Origin of the sequence: Bradyrhizobium sp. HKCCYLRH2060, assembly GCF_051168135.1 — a bacterium.
Classification (GTDB): domain Bacteria; phylum Pseudomonadota; class Alphaproteobacteria; order Rhizobiales; family Xanthobacteraceae; genus Bradyrhizobium.
Genome location: NZ_JBNPUK010000001.1, coordinates 514813 through 536616, shown reverse-complemented (window position 1 = coordinate 536616; position 21804 = coordinate 514813). Strand labels below are relative to the sequence as shown.

The window sequence follows — 21804 nt, the reverse complement described above, 5'->3', positions numbered from 1 at the left end:
TCTCATGAGTTCGTTGCCCCGAACTCACATTCGTCAAGCACGAGCATGACGAGCTACTAATGAGTGACGAGAGTGGCCTGCATGTGTCCTCGTCGCGTCTGCCTCTGCTGATCTCGGCTCTCTCCTCCGTCATTCCGGGGCGCGCGTAGCGCGAACCCGGAATCCATTTTACGGCAGATGACGCAGCCCGATGGATTCCGGGTTCGCCGCGCTGCCGCGCGTCGCCCCGGAATGACGCCGGAGATTGGAGCGCGGTCGCTGGCCAACTTGGGGTGTGCGCTTCGTCACCGCCGCTGCCTCAGCCGACGTTACGTAGACGCGTCACCCCTTCCGCCGTGCCGCGACCGCGATCGACAACAATGTCCGCTGCGCGATCGCTGCTGCGAGCCCCGGCTGCTTGCGCATGTCGAGCGCGGCCGTCCCCAGCTGGTCGATGATCGGCAGCAGCCGGGCAGGGGAAAAATTGCGCAGCGCGACTTCCGCGCTCGGCTTGCGCGAGAAGTGCAGCCGGGGGAAGCCGCCTTCGAGGATGGACGAGACCGGCGTGCCGGAAGCGACGGCGAGCGCCGATTTGTGCAGCCATGCCGCATGTCGCTGCGCAGCGGAGATGATGACGCCGGGATAGGTGCCGGCGATCATCGCCTTGCCGAACTCGGTCTCGACAATTTCGGGCTTGCCGCCGAAGGCGCCGTCAACGATCGGGTCGAGCTTCATCTCCGAGGCGTCCGCGACCACGGCCATCACATGGTCGAGCGTCACCTCGCCTTCGCCATGGGCGAACAGGGTCAGCTTGCGCAGCTCGTTGCGCGAGGCCTGGCGGTCGCCTCCGAGCAGCGCCATCAGATAGGCGCGAGCGTCGGGCGCGATGCGCAGGGCCGCGATGCGCAATTCGTCGTCGATCAGCTTGGCGAGATCGCGCTCGGTGTCCGGGTAGCAGCCGATCGCGACCGCCGTTCTGGCCTTCTCGCAGATCTTGCGCAGTGGCGAATCGGGGCGGATGTCGCCGGCCTCGATCACGATGCGGCAATCCCGCACGTTCATCTCGCTGAGCGTCTCGACGCCGCTGGCGAAATTGCGCGACCCGGCGCGGACTCGGATGGCTCGCCGGCCGCCGAACAGCGGCACGGTCATGGCTTCGTCGACGAGGCGCGACGGCTCCGCGGAGAGCTCGTCACCATCGAGCCTGACCACGGAGAACGGATCATCGGTGTTGTCGACGGCCGACGCGATAAGGGCCTCGGCGCGTTCGCGAACCAGGCCCGTATCCGGTCCGTACAACAGGATCAGCGGACGCGCGGCGTCCGGCTTGGCCAGGAAGGCATCGATGTCTCGTCCGCGCAGCGCGACCACGGCGATGTCAGCCGTGCGTCAGGTGCCCGCGGTGAAATAGGCCGCGAGCCGCGTCTTGATCTTCTCGGCGACCTCCTCGGAGGCGCGATCCTCGGCGTCACGGAAGGCCCGCTGCCGGGCGAAGCGCTGATACGAGCCGGGGATGTCGTAGGAGGTGCGCGCGAAGGTCGTTCCGGTCATGACCGACTTGTTGGTCGCCAGCTCGACCAGATTGTACTGCACGTCGAGGCCGACATTCTCGGTGGTCGGCAGGCCGGTGGTCTGCGAGACGATCAGCGAGGACCGGCTGGTCTGCAATCGCAGCACCAGCTTGTGGGTCGGCGCCGTGCCAGTTGCGGTGCCGTAAAGCTTGAAGGCGAGCGCGTTGCGGATGCCGACGCCGATGCGCGCCTCGGGCGAGGCGTTCGGCTTGTCGACCGGCGGCAGCTCGATGCCGGCAAGCTTTTCACGCAGGCCGGGCGTACCGTCGGTATGCTCCGCATACATCGGCTGGAAGCAGCCTGCCGTCAGCGCGGCCAAAGCGGCCACGGCAACAAGCCGAGCAGCGATCCGAAACCTAGCCGACGACATTCACGATCCTCTTGGGAACAATGATCACCTTGCGGACGGGTTTGCCATCCAGCGCCAGTTTTACTGCATCGAGGGCCAAAACGGCAGCCTCAATTTCCGGATTCTGCGCGTTGCTGGCGACTGTGACTTCTCCGCGCTTCTTGCCGTTGACCTGGACGACCAGGCTCATGCTGTCCTCAACCAGCAAATCTCGTTCGATTTGCGGCCAGGACGCCTCCGAGATCAGCCCAGTGTGGCCCAGCACCTGCCAGCATTCCTCGGCCAGATGCGGCATCATCGGTGAGAACAGCTGCACCAGGATCCCGGCGGCCTCGCGAATTGCCCAGGCCAGGTCGGCCGCCGGCTTGGCCGGCCGCGCCAGGACGTCGCCCAGCGCATTGGCGAACTCGCGAATATGCGCCAGGCAGACGTTGAAGTGCAGCCGCTCGATGCCGCCGGTCACCTTGTCCAGGGCGCCGTGGGCCGCCTTGCGCAGCGCCAGCGCGTCGGGGCCGAACGCGGCCGGGCGGGAGGAGGCGGCCCCGGCGGAAGCCGCGACCGATTCGTTGACCAGCCGCCAGAGACGCTGGACGAAGCGCGCCGCGCCCTGCACCCGCTCGTCGCTCCAGATGACGTCGCGGTCCGGCGGCGAGTCCGACAGCATGAACCAGCGCGCGACGTCGGCGCCGTAGCTCTCGATGATGTCGTCGGGGTCGACCGTGTTCTTCTTCGACTTCGACATCTTCTCGATCGGGCCGATCGTGATGTCCTCGCCGGTCGCGCTCAGCACCGCGCGGCGGCCATTGCCGCCAACCTCGATCTTGACCTCGGCCGGGTTCACATAAGTGCCGTCGGCCTTCTGGTAGGTCTCGTGCACCACCATGCCCTGCGTGAACATGCCGGCGAACGGCTCGTCCATGGCGACGTGCCCGGTGGCCTTCATCGCGCGGGTGAAGAAGCGGCTGTAGAGCAGATGCAGGATCGCGTGCTCGACGCCGCCGATATACTGGTCGACCGGCATCATCCGGTTGGCCACCTCAGGCGTGGTCGGCGAGGTCTCGTTCCACGGATCGGTGAAGCGCGCGAAGTACCAGGACGAGTCCACGAAGGTGTCCATGGTATCGGTTTCGCGCAACGCCTTGCCCCCGCATGTCGGGCAAGTGACGTGCTTCCAGGTCGGATGGTGATCGAGCGCATTGCCTGGCTTGTCGAAGCTGACGTCGTCCGGCAGCACCACCGGCAGGTCCTTCGGCGGTACCGGCACGACGTCGCACTTGGCGCAGTGGATCACCGGGATCGGACAGCCCCAATAGCGCTGCCGGGAGATGCCCCAGTCGCGCAGGCGGAAATTGACCTGGCGCTCGCCGACGGCAGCGCCGCCACGCTGCTCGGTCTCCAGCCGCTTGGCGACCTCGTCCTTGGCCTGCGCGATCGTCATGCCGTCGAGGAAGCGCGAATTGATCAGCCGGCCGTCGCCGTCGAAGGCGGTGTCGGTGATGACGAAGCTCGACGGGTCCTGGCCCTCGGGGCAGACCACCGGGACATTGCCGAGGCCGTATTTGTTGACGAAGTCGAGGTCGCGCTGGTCGTGCGCCGGACAGCCGAAGATGGCGCCGGTGCCGTATTCCATCAGCACGAAGTTCGCGACATAGACCGGCAAGGTCCAGCTGGGGTCGAAAGGGTGCACGGCGCGGATGCCGGTGTCGAAGCCCTGCTTCTCCGCGGTGTCGATCGCCTCCTGCGCGGTTCCGATCCGCTTGATCTCGGCGATGAACGCGGCGAGCTCCGGGTTCTTGGCGGCCGCGGCTTGCGCCAGCGGATGGTCCGCCGAGATCGCCATGAACTTGGCGCCGAACAGCGTGTCGGGCCGCGTCGTGAAGATCTTCAATTCGGTCTCGCCCGCCGGCGTCGTCTTGGGATCCAGCGCAAAGCGGATCAACAGGCCTTCGGAGCGGCCGATCCAGTTCCGCTGCATCAGCCGGACCTTGTCGGGCCAGCGGTCGAGACCATCGAGCGCGTCCAGCAGCTCCTGCGAGTACTTCGTGATCTTGAACACCCACTGGTTCATCTCACGCTGTTCGACCACCGCACCGGACCGCCAGCCGCGGCCGTCGATGACCTGCTCGTTGGCGAGCACGGTCATGTCGACCGGATCCCAGTTGACCTTGCGCTGCTCGCGCTCCACCAGCCCGGCTTGCATGAAGTCGAGGAACATCTTCTGCTGGTGCTTGTAGTAGGACGGATCGCAGGTCGCGAATTCGCGGGCCCAGTCGAGCGACAGGCCGATCGAGCGCAGCTGCTTCTTCATCGCGGCGATGTTGTCGTAGGTCCATGCCTTCGGCGCGACCTTGCGCTCGATCGCGGCGTTCTCCGCCGGCAGGCCGAACGCGTCCCAGCCCATCGGATGCAGCACGTTGAAGCCCTTGGCGCGCATGAAGCGCGCCAGCACGTCGCCGAGCGTATAATTACGGACATGGCCGATATGGATGCGTCCCGACGGATAGGGAAACATCTCGAGTACGTAGTATTTCGGACGCGGATCGTCGTTCCTGGTGGCGAAGATCGCCTTCTCGTCCCACTGGCGCTGCCAGCGCGGCTCGGCTTCACGGGCGTTGTAGCGTTCGGATGTCATGGAATCGCTTATAATTTTCGAGGATTCGCGTCGTTTGAAGACGGCGGACTAGGCCACAAAAGCGGCAGCCCGGTCAATGGGGCGACAGATGATGATACCATTTTGGGCATCCGCTAAGCGACGGTAATCGCGAGTTTTTTTGCAGCCTCCGCCGGCTGTGTCGAAGGTCCGATTGAGGCACGGTTAAGACTTGAATGGGAGACTGAGTGCATACATCCAGGCATCAGCCCGCATCTGGGATCACTCCACATCGTGTCCGGCGCTACGTTCGACGAGCTTGACTTCGAGTACGCGACGACGGTCGCGGAAAAGGCCATGAAATCCATGGCTCAACAGCGCGTGCCACCGACGCCTAACAACTTCCATCTGTGGTTCAAGTACTCACTGGGCTCGGCGTCGGATCTCAAGCGCGCCGTCGACATCCTGGTCAGCAACAAGCGCAAGTTCGACAAGACCACCAACCAGGCGCTGTTCGACACCTATATCGGCCAGCAGGGTACGGAAGCGGCTGTCGTCCACAAAGTCTCGCAGCAGTTGCATGGCGTGATGGACTCCGCCAAGCAGTATCTGACGGCCGCGATCGCCGACAACCGCACGCACATGGCGGCGATCGATGGCGTCGCCGAACGCAGCGAGCAGGGTGTCGATCCGAAGATCCTGATCGAGAACCTGGTCAGTGAGCTCGCCCAGGCAACCGCGCGTGCGGCGAAACTCGAAGCGAGCTTTGCCGAGAAGTCACGCGAGCTCGACACCATCCGGGACTCGCTCAACAAGTCGGAGCAGCGCGCCCGCACCGACACGCTGACCGGATTGCCGAACCGGCGCGCGCTCGAAGAGTTCTTCCGCCATGCACAGGTCGAGGCGATGGAGCGCGACGAACCGCTCAGCATTCTCCTGATCGACGTCGACCACTTCAAGAAGTTCAACGACAATTACGGCCATGGCGTCGGCGATCAGGTGCTGCGCCTCGTCGCCAAGGCATTGCGCGAGCGCGTCCGCGACAAGGATCTTCCGGCGCGTTACGGCGGCGAGGAACTGATCGCGGTGCTGCCGCAGACCGACCTCGAAGGTTGCACCGTCATCGCTGAGCGCATCCGGCGCACCATCGCCGACTGTCAGTTCACGCGGCGCTCGACCGGCGAGGTGCTGCCGCAGATCACGGTGTCGATCGGCGTCGGCCAGTTCCAGTTCGGCGAATCGATGGCTGATCTGATCGACCGTTGCGACCGCTCGCTGTATCTCGCCAAGAAGCTCGGCCGAAACCGCGTGGTCACCGAGCTCGAGCTCGACCGGAAGCTCGCGGTCGGCTGATCGCTGGCCGCGGCGCAGCCCTATCCGGCGCGTGCCACGCCGCTCCTGTCATCCGCGACATCCGCGAAGCCATGCGCGATGACCGTGTTGCGGCCGCGATGCTTGGCCGCATAGAGCGCGGCATCGGCGGCTTCGATCAGGTCGGAGGGCATCAGCGACTCGTTCGGCCGGGTCGAGGCGACACCGACGCTCACGGTGACGCATCGATGCGCCGACGTCGCGTGCGGCAGCTCGAGCTCCAGCACCGTGGCGCGCACCTGCTCGCCGACCGCGAGCGCCTCTCTCGCACCCATGCCCGGCAGCAACAGGCAGAACTCCTCACCACCATAGCGGCCGGCGAAAGCCGTCATTGCACCGGCGATCTGCGACAGCGTCTCGCCGAGACGTGACAGGCAGGCGTCGCCCTCAGGGTGCCCATAGGTGTCGTTGTAGAGCTTGAAGTGGTCGACGTCGATCATCAGCAGCGACAACTCGGTGCCGGCCTGCTGCGCGCGGCTCCATTCGACGTCGATGCGGTTCTGGAAGCCGCGGCGGTTGGCGAGGCCCGAGAGCATGTCGATCGACGCCATCACCGTCAGCCGGTCATTGGCGGCGACCAGCTCGCGCTCGCGCTGGCCGAGTTTGGCGGCCATCGCATTGAAGGACTTTGCCAGCGGAACGAACTCCGACGGCAGATGCTTGGTGGTGACGCGCGCCGACCAGTGGCCGTGGCCGAAGCGCTTGGCGGTCGCGGCGAGCATGCTGACGGGCTTCACGATCAGCTTCTCGGCGGCGATCAGCGCGCCGAGCAGCACGATCAGGCAGACGAGGCCAGCCTGCAGATAGGCATTGCGGATCTCGCGGTCGATGGCGGCGGTGACGCGCGTCTCATCGATGCTGACGATCAGCCGCGAGCCGGTGTCGGCGATCCGGGTGAAGGTGATCGCGCGCTTGGAGCCATCCGCCGCCGTGAAACTCATCGTCTCGGACGGCTTGCCCGAGCTCAGCGCGGTCTCGGCAACGGCCGACAACAACGGCACGCTGTCGAGCGGCCGGCCGATCAGCTCGGTGCGGTCGGCGGGCGCCGCCAGCACGGTTCCCTCGCTGTCGATCAGCACCGCCGTGATGCCGGGACGGCCGCCAAGATTGCTCATGATCTTGGACATCCATTCCAGGTTCACGCTCGCCAGCATCACCGCGTCCGGCTCGCCGGTGATGGCGCCGACCGGATAGGCGGCCATGACGATCGGCACGTGCGACGGTTTCGACAGCAGGTAGTCGCTGAACACGAAATCACGTGATTCCTGGGCGCCACGGAAATATGGCCGGTCGCTGAAATCGAGCCCGACATATTGGTTGTTGGTCGAACACTGGATGCGGCCGTCGCGGCCGGCGATCATCAGGGTGCGGATCCACGGCAGGGTCGCCGGCAGGCTGGCGCGCATCATGTCGCAGCTGCGGCTCACGCCGGTGCTCGACGCCCGGACATAGGCGGTCGATTTCAGCACCGTCTCCACCGACATGATGACCTCGCGCTGCATGTCGGCGCTCTGCCGGGCGAGGCTGGAGAATTCCTCCGATGCGAGCGCGATCTGCCTTGTCCTGGCGCCTTCCAGCGAGCGCGCACGTTCCAGCATCAGCGGCGCCACCAGGATCAGGGCGAGCAGCGCCAGCCGGGCGCGGATCCCCATCAGCCGGTTCAGCTTCACTCTATTGCGATTGAACCGGATGCTTGGCATTTCTTCCCCCTACCCCCGGCCGTGGAGGGTAAGGAGAAGGGCTCAAGAACCTTTTCTCGAACTGCGTAAAATTGCAGCCAAACCCGTAATCTACCGACGGACGCCATCGTGCCTGATGAATCGAACGCCTCAACCTCGTCCTCGCCGTCCGCGCTCGCCGCCGTCGAGCAGGAGATTCTGCGGGCCTGCCGCGACGCCAAACGTGATCGCGGCTCGGTCACGCTGATCGCTGTGTCGAAGACCTTCGATGCCGACGCGATCGAGCCGGTGATCGCGGCCGGACAGCGCGTGTTCGGTGAAAATCGCGTTCAGGAAGCCAAAGCCAAATGGCCGCCGCTGATGGCCGCGCATCCGGGACTCGCGCTGCACCTGATCGGGCCGCTGCAATCCAACAAGGCCAAGGAGGCGGTGGCGCTGTTCGACGCCATCCATTCGGTGGACCGGCCGAGCCTGTGCGTGGCGCTTGCCAAGGAGATTTCCGCCCAGGGCCGGCATCCGCAACTGTTCATCCAGATCAACACCGGCGAGGAGCCGCAGAAGGCGGGCATCGCGCCCGGCGACGCCGACGCCTTCATCGCCGCCTGCCGCACGGATTACGGGCTCACGATTTCAGGGCTGATGTGCATTCCGCCGGTCGACGAAGCACCCGGGCCGCATTTCGCGCTGACCGCCAAGATCGCCGCCCGCAACGGCCTCGCGCATCTGTCGATGGGCATGAGCGCCGATTTCGCCATCGCCATCCAGTTTGGCGCCACACATGTCCGTGTCGGCTCGGCGATCTTCGGGCATCGCTGAAGAGGGCGCGGTCGCGGCAGGTCCCTACTCGAACCGCACCGATACCTGCCCCAGATCGCCGAAATCGGCCTCCATGTGGTCGTCGCTGTCGATCGGCAGCGGCGGATGACAGGTGCCGGTCGTGATCACCTGCCCTGCTCGCGCGGGCACGCCGAGCGCGCTGAGCTCGTTGACCAGCCAGGCCAGCGCGATCAGGGGATCACCGAGCACGTTGCGGCCGTGGCCGATGAAGGTCTCGCCACGCAGCGTGATCCGCGGCCGCTCCGCGATCAGGTCGCGGCTGCGCCAGTCGGCGGTGCTGGCCTCGCCCAGCACGAACAGATGCGCGCAGGCATTGTCGGCGATCAGTTGCGCCTCGCCGGCACTGACGAAGTCGGCGAACCGCGAATCGGGAATTTCGATCGCGGGGTGCAGCGTGTCGACCGCGGCCAGCACCTCCGCGACATTATAGGGTGTCGGCCGGGGCGGCAGATCGCGTCCGAGGCGGAAGGCGAATTCCGGCTCGGCGACCCGCATCGCGTTGCCGGCCATCGACGCGGTGCCGCCGACCGGCAGCACCGTTTCGGCCAGGATTCGCCCGGCCATCGGACCGGCGACATTGATATGGCGCTGGCCGGCCTCGCTGGTCGCCGCAATCTTCCAGCCAAATAGCGGCTTGGGCGAGTGGCGCTCGAGCTCGGCCTGGATCGCATAGCCCTCTGCGCGGTCGCGTGGACGCAGCTCCGGCGGCAGCGCCGCCAGCTTCCGGCCTTCGCTCCAATGCTGGCGCAGGATGCCCGAGGCGCTGGCTGGCTGATCCGGTGCGCGCATGACGTCGTCCTTCCTTCCATTATTGGATGACGATCCTGGTGCGCGGGCCGATCCTTTGCAACAGACGCAGCATCGCCGGTCGGGTCATGGCCACGCAGCCTGCGGTCGGGCCGAAATTCGGCCGCGCCAGATGCAGGAACACGGCGCTGCCGCGGCCCGCGATCCGCGGTCGCGTGTTGTGATCGATCTCGATGATGAAGTCGTAGAGATGGTCCTGGCGCGCCAGCCGGTCCCCGGGCCGGTCGCCGCGTAGCCGGATCGCCCGATTGTAGTGCCGGTCGGCCGGGTCCTCGCACCAGGCGTCCTCCGGACCGATCCCTCGGATCGGAAGAAAGGTCCGCGGACGCGGATGACGATCGGCCCGCCACCACAGCTGCCGGGGCCGGAAGGTCCCCCGGGGGGTGCCACCATCGCCCTCGCGCTTGTTGGCCAGGACGCCGCCGCGGCCGAGCGCCACCGGGATGACATGGCCCCAGACATGGAGCCAGCCGCGCTGCCGCGACCCGGCTTTGGCGCGAATCGAGATTCGCGATGCTGGCATGCCAGGCTTCACCTTCGATAACGACATGAAACAACGTGCCTTTTCATTGCCACGGATTGCCCGGTAATTGCCTTAATGTCGGCAAATGGTCCGCCGCGAGGGTCGAACAGGACAATCATCTCAATCCCTGCTCAATTCTGGAGTAGAGTCCCGGGCGCTTGTGAATCGGTAACAGCCCCCTACTTCAAGACGGAACAGGGCTGATGAGCCTGTTTGCCCACCGTTGACGGCGCCACCCATCCGATCCCGCCGGCGCCACCTAGAGGATTGTACAATGGCCAATGCCCGCAAGATCCTGATCGTGGATGACGACACCGATCTGCGCGATGCCCTGATGGAGCAGCTCTCGCTGCATGACGAGTTCGAAGCCCAGGCCGTCGATACCGGCGCCAAAGGCGCCACCGCCGCAAAGGCCAATTCACCCGACCTGGTTCTGATGGACGTCGGCCTGCCCGACACCGATGGCCGCGAAGTGGTGCGGTCCCTGCGCAAGGGCGGCTTCAAGGCGCCGATCATCATGCTGACCGGGCACGATACCGATTCCGATACGATTCTCGGGCTCGAATCCGGCGCCAATGACTATGTCGCCAAGCCGTTCCGCTTCGCCGTGCTGCTGGCCCGCATCCGGGCCCAGCTTCGCCAGCACGAGGCCAGCGAGGACGCGGTGTTCTCGGTCGGCCCCTACAGCTTCCGGCCGGGCTCGAAGATGCTGACCGGCGCCAACGCCCGCAAGGTGCGCCTGACCGAGAAGGAAACGGCGATCCTGCGCTTCCTGTATCGCGCCGGCCAGCAGCCGGTGTCGCGCGAGACCCTGCTCCAGGAGGTGTGGGGCTACAATTCCGGCGTCACCACCCACACCTTGGAAACGCACATTTACCGTCTGCGTCAGAAGATCGAGAAAGATGCCGCGAATCCGGAGATTCTGGTGACGGAGGCCGGTGGCTACAAGTTGGTACCGTGATAGGTTCGGGGATGGCGGTTTCGCCATTTATGATATTGGTTCCATTCAGCCTTCCCCGGGCCCTTGATGTCGATCGAAGACGATATTGCGCTATTGGAGCGCGTCCCAACATTGCGCCTGCTGGGAAGCGACTCACTTCGCATGATCGCCATCGGCTCCGAGCAGCGTAACATCCAGAGCGGCGAGACCCTGTTCCGCGAGGGCGACACGGCCGATTGCGGCTATGTCGTCCAGCGCGGGTCATTGCGCATCAGCGACGAGGTCGGTGCCGAGATCGTCGCGACGCCGACCATGCTGATCGGCGAGCTGGCGCTGCTGGTCGAGATGCGGCGTCCGGCGACCGCGACGGCCCTGGAATATTCGACCGTGGTGCGGATCTCGCGCAGCCTGTTTCAGCGTGTGCTCGAGAGCGACGCCAAGGCTGCGCGCCGGCTGCGCGACGAGTTCGCCCACCGCGCCAGCCGAATCGCCAACGACATCATGGCGGCCGGGGCCAAGCTGACGTCGTGACGGGGCTGGCGGCCGCCCGAGGTCTACGCGGACCTCTTGCCGATGCAGCACGATCGTCTCGCTTGAGTTTGGCTCCTTCCCCGCCGTCATGGCCGGGCTCGTCCCGGCCATCCACGTCGTCCGGCGTGCTAAGAACGGCGTGGATGCCCGGGACAAGCCCGGGCATGACGATGTGGGGACAGGCGAATGACAAACTCGGCACTGACGGGTCTGTCTGGTCGCGCCGTCAAACGTCCAGCGTCACCGTGACCGGCACGTGATCCGACGGCCGCTCCCAGCTGCGGGCGTCGCGCAGGATCCTGAAGTCGCTGACCCGGTCCTTCAAGGCGCGTGACACCCAGATGTGGTCGAGCCTTCGGCCGCGATCACCCACGGTCCAGTCGGCGGCGCGGTAGCTCCACCACGTGTAGACCTTCTCCGACATCGGGATGCGTTCGCGGGCGACGTCGACCCATTCGCCATGGGTCTGCGCCGCCAGCAGCTTCTCGCATTCGATCGGCGTGTGCGACACCACCTTCAGGAGCTGCTTGTGCGACCAGACGTCGTGCTCATGCGGCGCGACGTTGAGGTCGCCGACCAGGATATGCCGGTCGTCGCCGCGCGGATGCAGCGGCTCGCACGCCTTCAGTTCGTCGAGGAATTGCAGCTTGTGCTCGAATTTGGGATTGAGCGCGGGATCGGGAATGTCGCCGCCGGCCGGCACATAGAAATTATGCAGCACCAGCGGCTGCGCGAGCTGCGCCTTCTCGCCGAATGCCACGGTGATGTGGCGCGAGTCCACCTTGTCGCAGAAGGTGCGGACGTTGGTCTCCTCGAACGGCCATTTCGAGATCACGGCGACGCCGTGATAGCCCTTCTGCCCGTTCAGTGCGACGTGCTCATAGCCGAGCCGCTTGAAGCGCTTCAGCGGGAAAGCGTCGTCGATGCACTTGGTCTCCTGCAGGCACAGGACATCGGGCCTGACCTGCTTGATGAGCTTGGCGACGAGGTCGATGCGCAGGCGCACCGAGTTGATGTTCCAGGTGGTCAGGACGAGACGCATGAGAATGGCGTCATAGCATGAATTGCGCCGATGTCAGCGATTCCGCCTCGCCTCTGACGCATCGGACTGATCGCGTTGGTTGGCCTTATCCCCAGCGAAGTGGGACGGCGCTTGATCAGCGCCGTTTGCTCTCGATGACGTCCCATACGCGGGCCGCGATGTCGGGTCCGCCGAGCCGCGAGATCGCCCGGATGCCGGTCGGCGAGGTCACGTTGATCTCGGTGAGGTTGCCGTCGATCACGTCGATGCCGACCAGCAATAGCCCGCGCGCGCGCAACTCCGGACCCAGCGTATCGCAGATCTCGCGCTCGCGGGCGCTGAGATCGGTGGCCTGCGCGGCGCCGCCGCGCACCATGTTGGAGCGCAGATCGTCGGTCGCCGGCACGCGGTTGACGGCGCCGGCGAACTCGCCGTCGACCAGGATGATGCGCTTGTCGCCATGCTTCACCTCGGGGAGGAAGCGCTGGATCACCCAGGGTTCCTTGAACGTCACCGAGAACATGTCGAACAGCGAGCCGAAATTCATGTCCTGCGGCATCACGCGGAACACCGCCGCGCCGCCATGGCCATGCAGCGGCTTCATCACCACGGCGCCGTGCTGATCGCGGAAGGCGTTGATCTCGTCGAGGTCGCGCGAAATCAAAGTCGGCGGCATCAGTTGCGGGAAGTTCATCACGAACAGCTTTTCCGGCGCGTTGCGCACGCTCGCGGGATCATTGACCACCAGCGTCTTCGGATGGATGCGCTCGAGGAAATGCGTCGAGGTGATGTAGGCGAGATCGAACGGCGGGTCCTGGCGCAGGAGCACGACGTCGAACGAGGTCAGCGCGGTCGGCTTCGGTTCGCCGAGCGTGAAGTGGTCGCCGACCTGGTCGCGCACCGTCAGCGCCTGCACCGGCGCATACAGCTCCTCGCCGCGCAGCGACAGCTTGTCCGGCGTGTAATAGCACAGGCCATGGCCGCGCCTCTGCGCTTCGAGGAGCATCGCGAAGGTGGAGTCGCCGCGGATGTTGATGCGCGCGATGGGGTCCATCTGGACGGCGACGTTCAGTTTCATGGGCAGGTCCCTGCTCTCTGCAATCAGTTCATGTCAGGTGCTGGCGTCGAACGCCGCTACCAGATGGCGCGGCAGGCTGCGCGGCGCAACCAGAATCGCGTCGAAGCGCAGCTCCAATTCGGCATGGTCGGGATGCGCCATCAGCCACGCCTGCGCGGCATTGATGATGCGCTGCTGCTGGCGCGGCGTCACCGCATAGGCGGCATCGTCGAGCGAGGCGCGCGCCTTGACCTCGACGAACGCCACGAGGCCGCGCTTGCGCGCGATGATGTCGATCTCGCCATGCGGCGTGCGGAAGCGCTTGGCGAGGATGCGATAGCCCTTGGCGATCAGCAGCGCTGCCGCGCGGGTCTCCGCCGATAGTCCGGTGCGAAAGGCGGCGACGCGCTCCGGCGCCGCCGTCTTGGCCGGCTTGTCGGCGGACGCGCGCTCAGTCTTCGCCATCGGCCGACCCTGACCGCGCGTCCTTCGCCAGCTCGAGCGCGCGCGCATAGACTTCGCGGCGCGGCCGGCCGGAGAGCTCGACCGCATGCATGACGGCATCCTTGACGCTCGATCGTTGCAGCAGATCCTTCAGCACGGCGTCGAGGGCATCCGCTGTCAACACGCCGGCACCGCGTGGCGGCGGACCGATCACCAGCACGAACTCGCCGCGGGTTTCGAGATCGCCAGCCGCTGCAGCGAGATCGCCGATGGCGCCGCGCAGCACCTCCTCGTGCAGCTTGGTGAGCTCGCGGCAGATCGCGGCCTGGCGTCCCGCCATGGCCTCGGCGAGATCGGCCAGCGTCTCCTGAACCCGGCTGCCGGCCTCGAACAGCACCAGCGTCGCGTCGATGCGCGCGAGCTCGGCCAGCCGCGCGCGCCGCGCCTGCTGCCTGGCCGGCAGGAAACCCTCGAAGAAGAAGCGGTCGGTCGGCAGCGCCGCGACGCTGAGCGCCGCGAGCACGGCGGACGGGCCCGGCAGCGCTGTGACGTCATGCCCGGCCTCGCACGCCTCGCGCACCAGCTTGTAGCCGGGATCGGAGATCAGCGGCGTGCCGGCGTCGGACACCAGCGCGATGGCCGTGCCTTCGGCGAGGCGCTGCAGAATCCTGGGCCTGACGGCTTCGGCATTGTGCTCATGATAGGCTGCGAGTTCCGCGCTGAGGCCGTAGCGCTCGGTCAGGCGCCGCGTGATTCGCGTGTCCTCGCACAAGATGAGATCGGCGCCGGCCAGGGTTTCCAGCGCGCGCAGTGTGATGTCGCCGAGATTGCCGATCGGCGTCGCCACCAAGTGCAATCCAGGCCGCGCCTTGGGCGCGGCAACGATCTGCCCCGCCACCAGATAGGTCGGCGTGGTGGAAGATTTGCCGTCGTCCGGCGACGTCTTGGGGATTGCCTTCGCGCCCATCGAGGTAATTTAAAGGGCCTGCCGCGGGATTGCCACAGGGGAACAGCCGCGCGGCGATTTGAAGTTCCGGGATCGGCATCGCCGCGTCGCCATTCATCGCCGATTCAAGTCCGAAACGGCACATCGATGGGGGTGTGGACGAGCAGGGGATAGGCCGTGCAAAACGTCGAATTGATCGGCGGTGTGGCGCTGACAGCCTTTTGTTTTGCTTAACTATTCGTCGACAATATGAGTGAATCGGCACGGCCTTGCGGACGTGCGTTTGGGGAACTTCTGGCCGGTCTCGGCCGAACGAAGAGATGCCATGGTGGGCCCGCGTCATCCCAACTCTCTCGGTCCGGGACCCCATGGGGTCGCCCGGCGAACGGCGCTGGGCCTGATCGTCGGCGCGCCGCTGCTGTCGGCGTGCTCCAACGTGCAGCAGGGCTTCAACCCGTTCGAGCAGCCGACGGCGCCGGCCGGACCGCCGCAGCAGCCGGCGGTGGCCGGCAACGGCCAGGTCAAGGTCGGGCTGATTCTGCCGCTGTCGGCGTCGGGCAATGCCGGCGTCGCCGCGCAATCGATGAAGAACGCGGCCGAGATGGCGCTGGCCGAGTTTCAGAACCCCAACATCCAGCTCCTGATCAAGGATGACGCCGGCAGCCCGCAAGGCGCGCAGCAGGGCGCGCAACAGGCCTGCGACGAAGGCGCCGAGATCATCCTCGGCCCGCTGTTCGCCGGCTCGGTGCCGGCGACGGCCCAGGTGGCGCGCACGCGCAACATCTCGGTCATCGCCTTCTCGACGGATTCGAGCGTGGCGGGGCGCGGCGTCTATCTGCTCAGCTTCCTGCCGGAGTCCGATGCGAGCCGCATCGTCGAATATTCCGCCAGCGTCGGCAAACGCTCGTTCGCGGCGCTGCTGCCCGACAATGCCTATGGCACCGTCGTCGAGGGGGCGTTCAAGACTGCGGTCAGCCGCCGCGGCGGACGCATCGTGGCATTCGAGAAATATTCCGGCGACCGCACCGGGCCGGCGCGCACGGTGGCGCAGGCGCTCGGCGGCGCCGATGCGCTGCTGCTGGCCGACGACGGCGAATCGGTCGCGGCGACGGCCGATGCGCTGACCGCTGCCGGCGCCAATCTGCGCAACATCCAGCTGCTCGGCACCGGGCTGTGGGACAATCCGCGCGTCTATGCCAGCGCCAGCCTGCAGGGCGGCCTCTATGCCGCGCCGGATCCGTCCGGCTTCCGCGCTTTCGCCGGACGCTACCGGACGCGATTCGGCGGCGATCCCGTACGCACCGCGACCCTCGCCTATGATGCGGTGGCGCTCGTGGCCGCGCTGGCGCGCACCCAGGGCAACCAGCGTTTCGCGCCCGATGTCCTGACCAATGCCTCCGGCTTCGCCGGCATCGACGGCCTGTTCCGGTTCCGCAGCGACGGCACCAATGAGCGCGGGCTTGCGGTGATGCGCGTCGGTTCGGGTGGCGGACAGGCGGTCGCCGGCGCGCCGAAAAGCTTCAGCGCGACGTGAGTCGCAGCGCTCCTCAGGCGGCGAGGTCAGCGACGACCGCGTCGAGCACCGGAAAGCCGTCCTGGGTCACGCGCAGCCGTCCATCCGGATCGACTGCGATGGCGCCCTCCTCGCGCAGCAGCGCGATGCGGCGCGGATCGAGCGTGCGGCCGGAGATCCTCGCGTAGCGCTGCGGGTCGATGCCCTCGGCCAGTCGCAGTCCCATCAGCAGGAATTCGTCGGCGCGCTCCTCGCGGTTGAGCTCGTCGTCGGTCATCACACCGTGACCGTTCGACTCGACCCGCATCAGCCAGGCCTCGGGCCGCTTGTCGGTTGCTGTGGCGTGCCTGATGCCGCCGATGTCGAGCCGGCCATGGGCGCCGGGACCGACGCCGGCGTATTCCTGGCCGCGCCAATAGATCAGATTGTGCCGGCACTCCGCGCCCGGGCGGGCATGGTTGGAGATTTCGTAGGCTGGCAGTCCGTGACGGCCGCAGATCTCCTGCGTGACGTCGTACAAGATGCGCGCCAGGCCTTCATCCGGCGTCTTGAGCTTGCCCGCGGCATGCAGGCCGAAGAACGGCGTGCCTTCCTCGATCGTCAGTTGATACAGCGACAAATGCTCGGCCGCCTCGCCGATCGCGCGCGTCAGCTCCTCGGTCCACATCGCCGGCGTCTGGTCTGGCCGCGCATAGATCAGATCGAACGAGTAGCGCTCGAACGCATGGCGCGCGATCGAGACCGCCTTCATCGCCTCTTCGGCGGTGTGCAGGCGGCCCAGCATCTTGAGCGACGCATCATCCATCGCCTGGACGCCGAGCGAGACGCGGTTGACGCCGGCGGCGCGATAGCCCGCAAAACGCGTCGCCTCGACGCTGGTCGGATTGGCTTCCAGCGACACCTCGACGTCACCGGCGACATGCCAGTGCTTTCCGATCGCATCGAGGATCGCGCCGACGGTCTGCGGCTGCATCAGCGACGGCGTGCCCCCGCCGAGAAAGATCGAGCTGACGGTGCGCGGCCCGATGCGGGCGGCGGTGGTCGCGATCTCCTGCGCGAAGGCGCGGGCGTAGCGGTCCTGGTCGATGGCGGCATGCCGGACATGACTGTTGAAGTCGCAATACGGACATTTCGACAGGCAGAACGGCCAGTGCACATAGACGCCGAACGCTTCGCTGTCAGCGCTGGTCAAGGCAGATCTCCGCGAGCTTCACGAAGGCGCGCGCCCGGTGCGACAGGCCGAGGCCGAGCGGCGGCAGGCCGTGCTTCTCGATGCTGGTCATCTCGCCGAACGTGCGATCGTGCCCTTCTGGCAGGAACATCGGGTCGTAGCCGAAGCCGGCCGTGCCGCGCGGCGGCCAGACCAGCGTGCCGTCGACCCGCGCCTCGACCTCCTCGACATGGCCGTCCGGCCATGCCACGCACAGCGCCGAAACGAAATGAGCGCCGCGCTGGTCGGCACCCGCGGCGCCGCGCTCCTGCAGCAGGCGCTCGATCCGCGTCATCGCGCCGGTGAAATCCTTGTCCGGTCCGGCCCAGCGCGCCGAATAGATCCCCGGCGCACCGTCGAGGGCGTGAACCACGATGCCGGAATCGTCGGCAAAGGCCGGAAGCTGCGCGGCCTCGGCCGCGGCGACCGCCTTGATGCGGGCGTTGGCCTGGAAGGTCTCGCCGGTCTCGTCCGGCTCGCCCAGGCCGAGATCGCCGGCCGACACCGCCTCGACGCCATGGGGGGCGAGCAGCTCGCGCATCTCGGCAAGCTTGCCGGGATTGTGGGTCGCGATGACGATGCGACCGGTGAGCCTGCGGTGCGGACCGTTCACGCGACCGCCATCTTCTGCAGGTCGACCAGCCGCGCGACGCCCTTGCGGGCGAGCGCCATCAGCGCCAGGAACTCGGCCTCCGTGAACGGCGTCTTCTCCGCCGTGCCCTGCACCTCGATGATGCGGCCGTCGCCGGTCATGACGAAATTGGCATCGGTCTCCGCCTCGGAATCCTCAGCGTAGTCGAGATCGAGCACCGGCGTGCCGTTGTAGATGCCGCAGGAGATCGCGGCGACGTTGGCGCGCAGCACCTCGGTCTTGATCATGTTGCGCGACTTCATCCACTTGATGCAGTCGGCCAGCGCGACCCAGGCGCCGGTGATCGACGCCGTGCGCGTGCCGCCATCGGCCTGCAGCACGTCGCAGTCCACCGTGATCTGGCGCTCGCCGAGCGCTTCCAGGTCGATCGCGGTGCGCAGCGAGCGGCCGATCAGGCGCTGGATCTCGACGGTGCGGCCGGTCTGCTTGCCGGCGGAGGCCTCGCGCCGGGTTCGCTCCAGCGTGGCGCGTGGCAGCATGCCGTATTCGGCGGTGATCCAGCCGCGTCCCTGGCCCTTGAGCCAGGGCGGCAGCCGGTCCTCGAGCGTGGCGGTGACCAGCACATGGGTGTCGCCGAACTTCACCAGGCACGAGCCCTCGGCGTATTTGACGACGCCGCGTTCCAGGCTCACGGCCCGCAGTTCATCCGGTGCACGGCGGCTCGGCCGCATGATTCTCTCCGTGAAAGAGGCGAAAGAGGGTGTTTGACGGCCTTGTAGGAGCCGCGACCGGCAGCGGCAAGGGTTTATCAAGGGTCCGTCGCTCCCGGAGCCCCCTCCTCATGACCGGCTTGCCACCGAGCCGCCGCATGGACACATTATAGGCAGCTGGGAGGAGTGCATCTGGTGGCCCACCACGATCCGATCAACCTGATGACACCGCCGGCCGGTCTGGCGCAGCTGAACGAGCGCTCGCGCGAGATCTTCCGGCAGATCGTCGAAAGCTATCTGGCGACCGGCGAGCCGGTCGGCTCGCGCAACATTTCGCGGCTGATCGCGGTTCCGCTGTCGCCGGCCTCTGTGCGCAACGTCATGGCCGATCTCGAGCAGCTCGGCCTGATCTACGCGCCGCACACCTCGGCCGGCCGGCTGCCAACCGAAGCCGGCCTGCGCTTCTTCGTCGACGCCCTGATGCAGGTCGGCGACATGACGGAGGCCGAGCGGCAGTCGATCCAGAGCCAGCTCGCGGCCGTCGGCCGGGCGCAATCGGTCGAGGCGGCGCTGGATGAAGCGCTGACCCGGCTGTCGGGTCTGACCCGTGCCGCCGCCGTGGTTCTGACCGCCAAATCCAACACCCGGCTGAAGCACATCGAGTTCGTCAGGCTCGAGCCCGAGCGCGCGCTCGTCGTTCTGGTCGGCGAGGAAGGACAGGTCGAGAACCGGGTCCTGACCCTGCCGCCGGGCGTGCCGTCCTCGGCATTGACCGAGGCGTCCAATTTCCTCAACGCCCGGATCAGAGGGCGGACGCTGGCGGAAGCGCGGCTCGAACTTGAGACCGCGCTGGCGCACGACCGTGCCGAGCTCGACCAGCTGACGCAGAAGGTGATCGCCGCCGGCGTCGCGAGCTGGTCCGGCGGCGACAGCGACGAGCGGCAGCTCATCGTGCGCGGCCACGCCAACCTGCTCGAGGACCTGCATGCGCTCGAAGATCTCGAGCGTGTCCGGCGGCTGTTCGACGATCTCGAAACCAAGCGCGGCGTCGTCGATCTGCTCGGGCGCGCGGAGAGCGCGGAAGGTGTCCGCATCTTCATCGGCTCGGAGAACAAGCTGTTCTCGCTGTCGGGCTCGTCGACGATCGTGTCGCCCTATTCCGACGCCACGGGCCGCATCGTCGGTGTGCTCGGCGTCATCGGTCCGACCCGGCTCAACTATGCCCGGGTGATTCCGACGGTCGATTATGCCGCGCGCCTGGTCAGCCGGCTGCTGGGTGGCTGATGCGTGAGATGGTTAATCCGCGGACGGCGTCTCCGGCGGGCCGGTCAGGCTGCGCTTGATTTTCGACGCTCAAAGCACGATATCCCGCCCCATATCCCCAAACCCGTCAGCCGAACTTGCGAGTCTGTCCATGACCGATCCCGACCTGCATAAGAATGATCCGGAAAACCCGGCGCAGGCCAGCGAACCCGTCGTCTCCAAGCCCTACATCATGCCCGATGATCCCGAGGCCGGCTCGGCAGAGGCCCTTGCCAAGGAGGCGGCCGACGCGCGCGACAAGATGCTGCGCACGCTGGCGGAGATGGAGAATCTGCGCAAGCGGACCGCCCGCGAGGTCGCCGATGCGCGCATGTACGGCATCACCGGCTTCGCCCGTGACGTGCTCGACATCGCCGACAATCTGCAGCGCGCGCTCGATGCCGTGCCGGCGGAGACGCGCGACAATGCCGATGCGGGCCTGAAGTCGCTGATCGAGGGCGTCGAGCTCACCGAGCGCTCGCTGCTCAACACGCTGGAGAAGAACGGCGTCAAGAAGTTCGATCCGACCGGACAGAAGTTCGACCCCAATTTCCAGCAGGCGATGTACGAGGTGCCGGATCCGTCGGTGCCGTCCGGCACGGTGGTGCAGGTCGTGCAGGCCGGCTTTATGATCGGCGAGCGCGTGCTGCGCCCCGCCCTGGTCGGCGTGTCCAAGGGCGGCGCCAAGGCGGCGCCCGCGGCGAGCAACGATCAGTCGAACAGCGCCGCCTGACGGCGAGCACGGGCACGCGTTCTGCGGCCGTCCTGTTGTCGAACGAAGAAGCCACGGGCAGCGATGCCCGTGGCTTCTTGTTTGTCGGCGCGACCTTGTAGTTCGTCTCGCGGCGAGCAGCCGGCGTGATCACGCCGTCCGATGCCGGGCTGGTCTCAGCCTCTTGGCTGGATGCCGTCGCGGACGGCACGGAACCGCGGGAAGGCCGCCGACCACTGGTCGCGCGGCGCGCTGCCGATGATCCGCAACGTGTTCGGCCCGCCGAAGCGCAGCCACTGCACCACCGTCACCGGCGTATTGTCCTTGCCGCTGGTGGCGTCGATCCGGGTCTCATAGGCCGGCTGGCCGTCGATGCGGATCGGCTCGGACATCGTGATGCGCGCTTCGCGGACGCCCGGAATGGTGGTGGCCGCCTGCTGCGCCACGCGCGCGCGGTCGCCCGCCTCCGGGGCCACGCCGGCCACCAGCCCGATCACCACGAAGGGCGCGGCCTCGAATCCCTTGTCCTCCTCGCCGTCGGCGAGGATCAGGGCGCCCGGCCCGAGCGTGCGGATGGTCTTGAACCCGGAGAGGTCGGTGACCTTGAACGGCATCATCGCGAGCTGCTCGTCGACCGGAACGTCCTTGCGGACGACGGCGGAGGCGAACATCTGGCGCACGGCATCGTCGGTGTAGATCCGGCTCGCGGTCTCCGGGATCTGCACGGCCACGTAGCCGGAGAAGCCGTTGCCGGGCAGGATCATCGAGTAGCGCCGCACCGGCGTGTTGCCATCGCGGCCGTTCTCGACGGTATAGTAGGCGGTGCCGGCGGCGGTCTCGATGCTCTCCGGCTTGACGCTGCCTGTCCCGGCGGGATTGGCGGTAAACGCGTTCTTCACCTCGCCATAGGCGGCGGCGGGCAGTTCGGTCAGCAGCACCTTCACGCTCTGGTCCTCGGTTTCGAAGCCGGAGAACGTCTTGGCCTTGGCGAGCCCGACCAGCGGCGCGAGCCCGATGCGGACGCCGGGCGGAAATACGGCGTCAGTGGCCCATGCGGGGTGCAGCAGCGAGATCAGCAGGGTGGCCGCGGTGAAGAGTCGAACGATCATCATCAAACATT

The 21804-nt window shown here is 66.8% G+C and carries 21 protein-coding genes; 7 read left to right on the top strand and 14 right to left on the bottom strand.

Going from position 1 to position 21804, the window contains the following annotated elements; translation table 11 throughout:
- Positions 1-321: 321 nt before the first annotated feature.
- The 3 genes from holA to leuS are packed head-to-tail and all read right to left on the bottom strand — an operon-like array spanning position 322 to position 4531.
- A complete protein-coding gene (holA, locus tag ACQR10_RS02325) occupies positions 322-1350 on the bottom strand; it encodes a DNA polymerase III subunit delta (protein ID WP_316215422.1) in 1029 nt (342 codons plus the stop codon).
- 18 nt (positions 1351-1368) lie between these two features.
- Complete coding sequence (gene lptE / locus ACQR10_RS02320) at positions 1369-1920, bottom strand: LPS assembly lipoprotein LptE (RefSeq protein ID WP_315800888.1); 552 nt, start codon at positions 1918-1920, stop codon at positions 1369-1371.
- The gene (gene leuS, locus ACQR10_RS02315) at positions 1907-4531 is read right to left on the bottom strand and encodes a leucine--tRNA ligase (protein ID WP_316215421.1); all 2625 of its coding nucleotides are present in this window, start codon (positions 4529-4531) and stop codon (positions 1907-1909) included. The genes lptE and leuS overlap by 14 nt, the downstream gene beginning before the upstream one ends.
- Positions 4532-4855: 324 nt before the next feature.
- Here leuS and ACQR10_RS02310 point away from each other — a divergent pair, with 324 nt between their 5' ends.
- Positions 4856-5842: a GGDEF domain-containing protein gene (locus tag ACQR10_RS02310; protein WP_315800933.1), complete on the top strand. Its 987-nt coding sequence runs from the start codon at positions 4856-4858 to the stop codon at positions 5840-5842.
- A gap of 20 nt (positions 5843-5862) precedes the next feature.
- On the opposite strand, the gene ACQR10_RS02305 is transcribed toward ACQR10_RS02310, so the two are convergent.
- Positions 5863-7560, bottom strand: a complete 1698-nt coding sequence (locus ACQR10_RS02305; RefSeq protein ID WP_315800890.1) for a sensor domain-containing diguanylate cyclase — start codon at positions 7558-7560, stop codon at positions 5863-5865.
- Positions 7561-7668: 108 nt separating this feature from the next.
- Between ACQR10_RS02305 and ACQR10_RS02300 the strand changes: the two genes are divergently transcribed.
- Positions 7669-8355, top strand: coding sequence for a YggS family pyridoxal phosphate-dependent enzyme (locus tag ACQR10_RS02300; RefSeq protein WP_315800891.1), 687 nt, complete (start codon positions 7669-7671; stop codon positions 8353-8355).
- A gap of 24 nt (positions 8356-8379) precedes the next feature.
- On the opposite strand, the gene ACQR10_RS02295 is transcribed toward ACQR10_RS02300, so the two are convergent.
- Both ACQR10_RS02295 and ACQR10_RS02290 read right to left on the bottom strand, forming a co-directional pair.
- Positions 8380-9165, bottom strand: a complete 786-nt coding sequence (locus ACQR10_RS02295; protein WP_316215420.1) for a 2-keto-4-pentenoate hydratase — start codon at positions 9163-9165, stop codon at positions 8380-8382.
- Positions 9166-9184: 19 nt separating this feature from the next.
- Positions 9185-9706, bottom strand: coding sequence for a L,D-transpeptidase family protein (locus ACQR10_RS02290; protein WP_316215419.1), 522 nt, complete (start codon positions 9704-9706; stop codon positions 9185-9187).
- Between the two features lie 274 nt (positions 9707-9980).
- Here ACQR10_RS02290 and ACQR10_RS02285 point away from each other — a divergent pair, with 274 nt between their 5' ends.
- Both ACQR10_RS02285 and ACQR10_RS02280 read left to right on the top strand, forming a co-directional pair.
- Positions 9981-10667 (top strand): response regulator transcription factor, encoded by a 687-nt coding sequence (locus ACQR10_RS02285; RefSeq protein ID WP_315716813.1) that lies wholly within the window; start codon positions 9981-9983, stop codon positions 10665-10667.
- Between the two features lie 66 nt (positions 10668-10733).
- Positions 10734-11177 (top strand): cyclic nucleotide-binding domain-containing protein, encoded by a 444-nt coding sequence (locus ACQR10_RS02280; RefSeq protein WP_315716814.1) that lies wholly within the window; start codon positions 10734-10736, stop codon positions 11175-11177.
- A 226-nt stretch (positions 11178-11403) separates the two neighbouring features.
- On the opposite strand, the gene ACQR10_RS02275 is transcribed toward ACQR10_RS02280, so the two are convergent.
- The 4 genes from ACQR10_RS02275 to rsmI all read right to left on the bottom strand — a co-directional run bounded on the left by ACQR10_RS02275 (position 11404) and on the right by rsmI (position 14666).
- Complete coding sequence (locus ACQR10_RS02275; RefSeq protein ID WP_315805600.1) at positions 11404-12219, bottom strand: exodeoxyribonuclease III; 816 nt, start codon at positions 12217-12219, stop codon at positions 11404-11406.
- 115 nt (positions 12220-12334) lie between these two features.
- Positions 12335-13276 carry a glutathione synthase gene (gshB, locus tag ACQR10_RS02270; RefSeq protein ID WP_316215418.1) on the bottom strand — a complete coding sequence of 314 codons (942 nt, stop codon included), beginning with the start codon at positions 13274-13276 and terminating at the stop codon, positions 12335-12337.
- Between the two features lie 33 nt (positions 13277-13309).
- Positions 13310-13720 (bottom strand): YraN family protein, encoded by a 411-nt coding sequence (locus tag ACQR10_RS02265; RefSeq protein WP_316215417.1) that lies wholly within the window; start codon positions 13718-13720, stop codon positions 13310-13312.
- Entirely contained in the window at positions 13707-14666 is a 960-nt protein-coding gene (gene rsmI, locus ACQR10_RS02260; RefSeq protein WP_316215416.1) for a 16S rRNA (cytidine(1402)-2'-O)-methyltransferase, read from the bottom strand. The genes ACQR10_RS02265 and rsmI overlap by 14 nt, the downstream gene beginning before the upstream one ends.
- 304 nt (positions 14667-14970) lie before the next feature.
- On the opposite strand from rsmI, the gene ACQR10_RS02255 reads away from it, so the two are divergent.
- Entirely contained in the window at positions 14971-16179 is a 1209-nt protein-coding gene (locus ACQR10_RS02255) for a penicillin-binding protein activator (protein ID WP_316183022.1), read from the top strand.
- 13 nt (positions 16180-16192) lie between these two features.
- Here ACQR10_RS02255 and hemW read toward each other — a convergent pair whose 3' ends face one another.
- From hemW to rph, 3 genes are read right to left on the bottom strand one after another with little or no spacing between them, the layout of a single operon-like run.
- Positions 16193-17350: a radical SAM family heme chaperone HemW gene (gene hemW, locus ACQR10_RS02250; protein ID WP_316215415.1), complete on the bottom strand. Its 1158-nt coding sequence runs from the start codon at positions 17348-17350 to the stop codon at positions 16193-16195.
- Positions 17337-17981 carry an RdgB/HAM1 family non-canonical purine NTP pyrophosphatase gene (gene rdgB / locus ACQR10_RS02245; protein ID WP_316215414.1) on the bottom strand — a complete coding sequence of 215 codons (645 nt, stop codon included), beginning with the start codon at positions 17979-17981 and terminating at the stop codon, positions 17337-17339. Before rdgB ends, hemW begins: the two co-directional genes overlap by 14 nt.
- Entirely contained in the window at positions 17978-18691 is a 714-nt protein-coding gene (gene rph, locus ACQR10_RS02240; protein ID WP_315716822.1) for a ribonuclease PH, read from the bottom strand. The genes rdgB and rph overlap by 4 nt, the downstream gene beginning before the upstream one ends.
- Positions 18692-18865: 174 nt before the next feature.
- Here rph and hrcA point away from each other — a divergent pair, with 174 nt between their 5' ends.
- Positions 18866-19954 carry a heat-inducible transcriptional repressor HrcA gene (gene hrcA / locus ACQR10_RS02235; protein ID WP_315805607.1) on the top strand — a complete coding sequence of 363 codons (1089 nt, stop codon included), beginning with the start codon at positions 18866-18868 and terminating at the stop codon, positions 19952-19954.
- Between the two features lie 130 nt (positions 19955-20084).
- Complete coding sequence (grpE, locus tag ACQR10_RS02230; protein WP_315805608.1) at positions 20085-20705, top strand: nucleotide exchange factor GrpE; 621 nt, start codon at positions 20085-20087, stop codon at positions 20703-20705.
- 155 nt (positions 20706-20860) lie between these two features.
- Here the strand turns inward: grpE and ACQR10_RS02225 are convergent, their stop codons facing one another.
- The gene (locus ACQR10_RS02225) at positions 20861-21796 is read right to left on the bottom strand and encodes a hypothetical protein (protein ID WP_315805609.1); all 936 of its coding nucleotides are present in this window, start codon (positions 21794-21796) and stop codon (positions 20861-20863) included.
- Positions 21797-21804 lie beyond the last annotated feature (8 nt).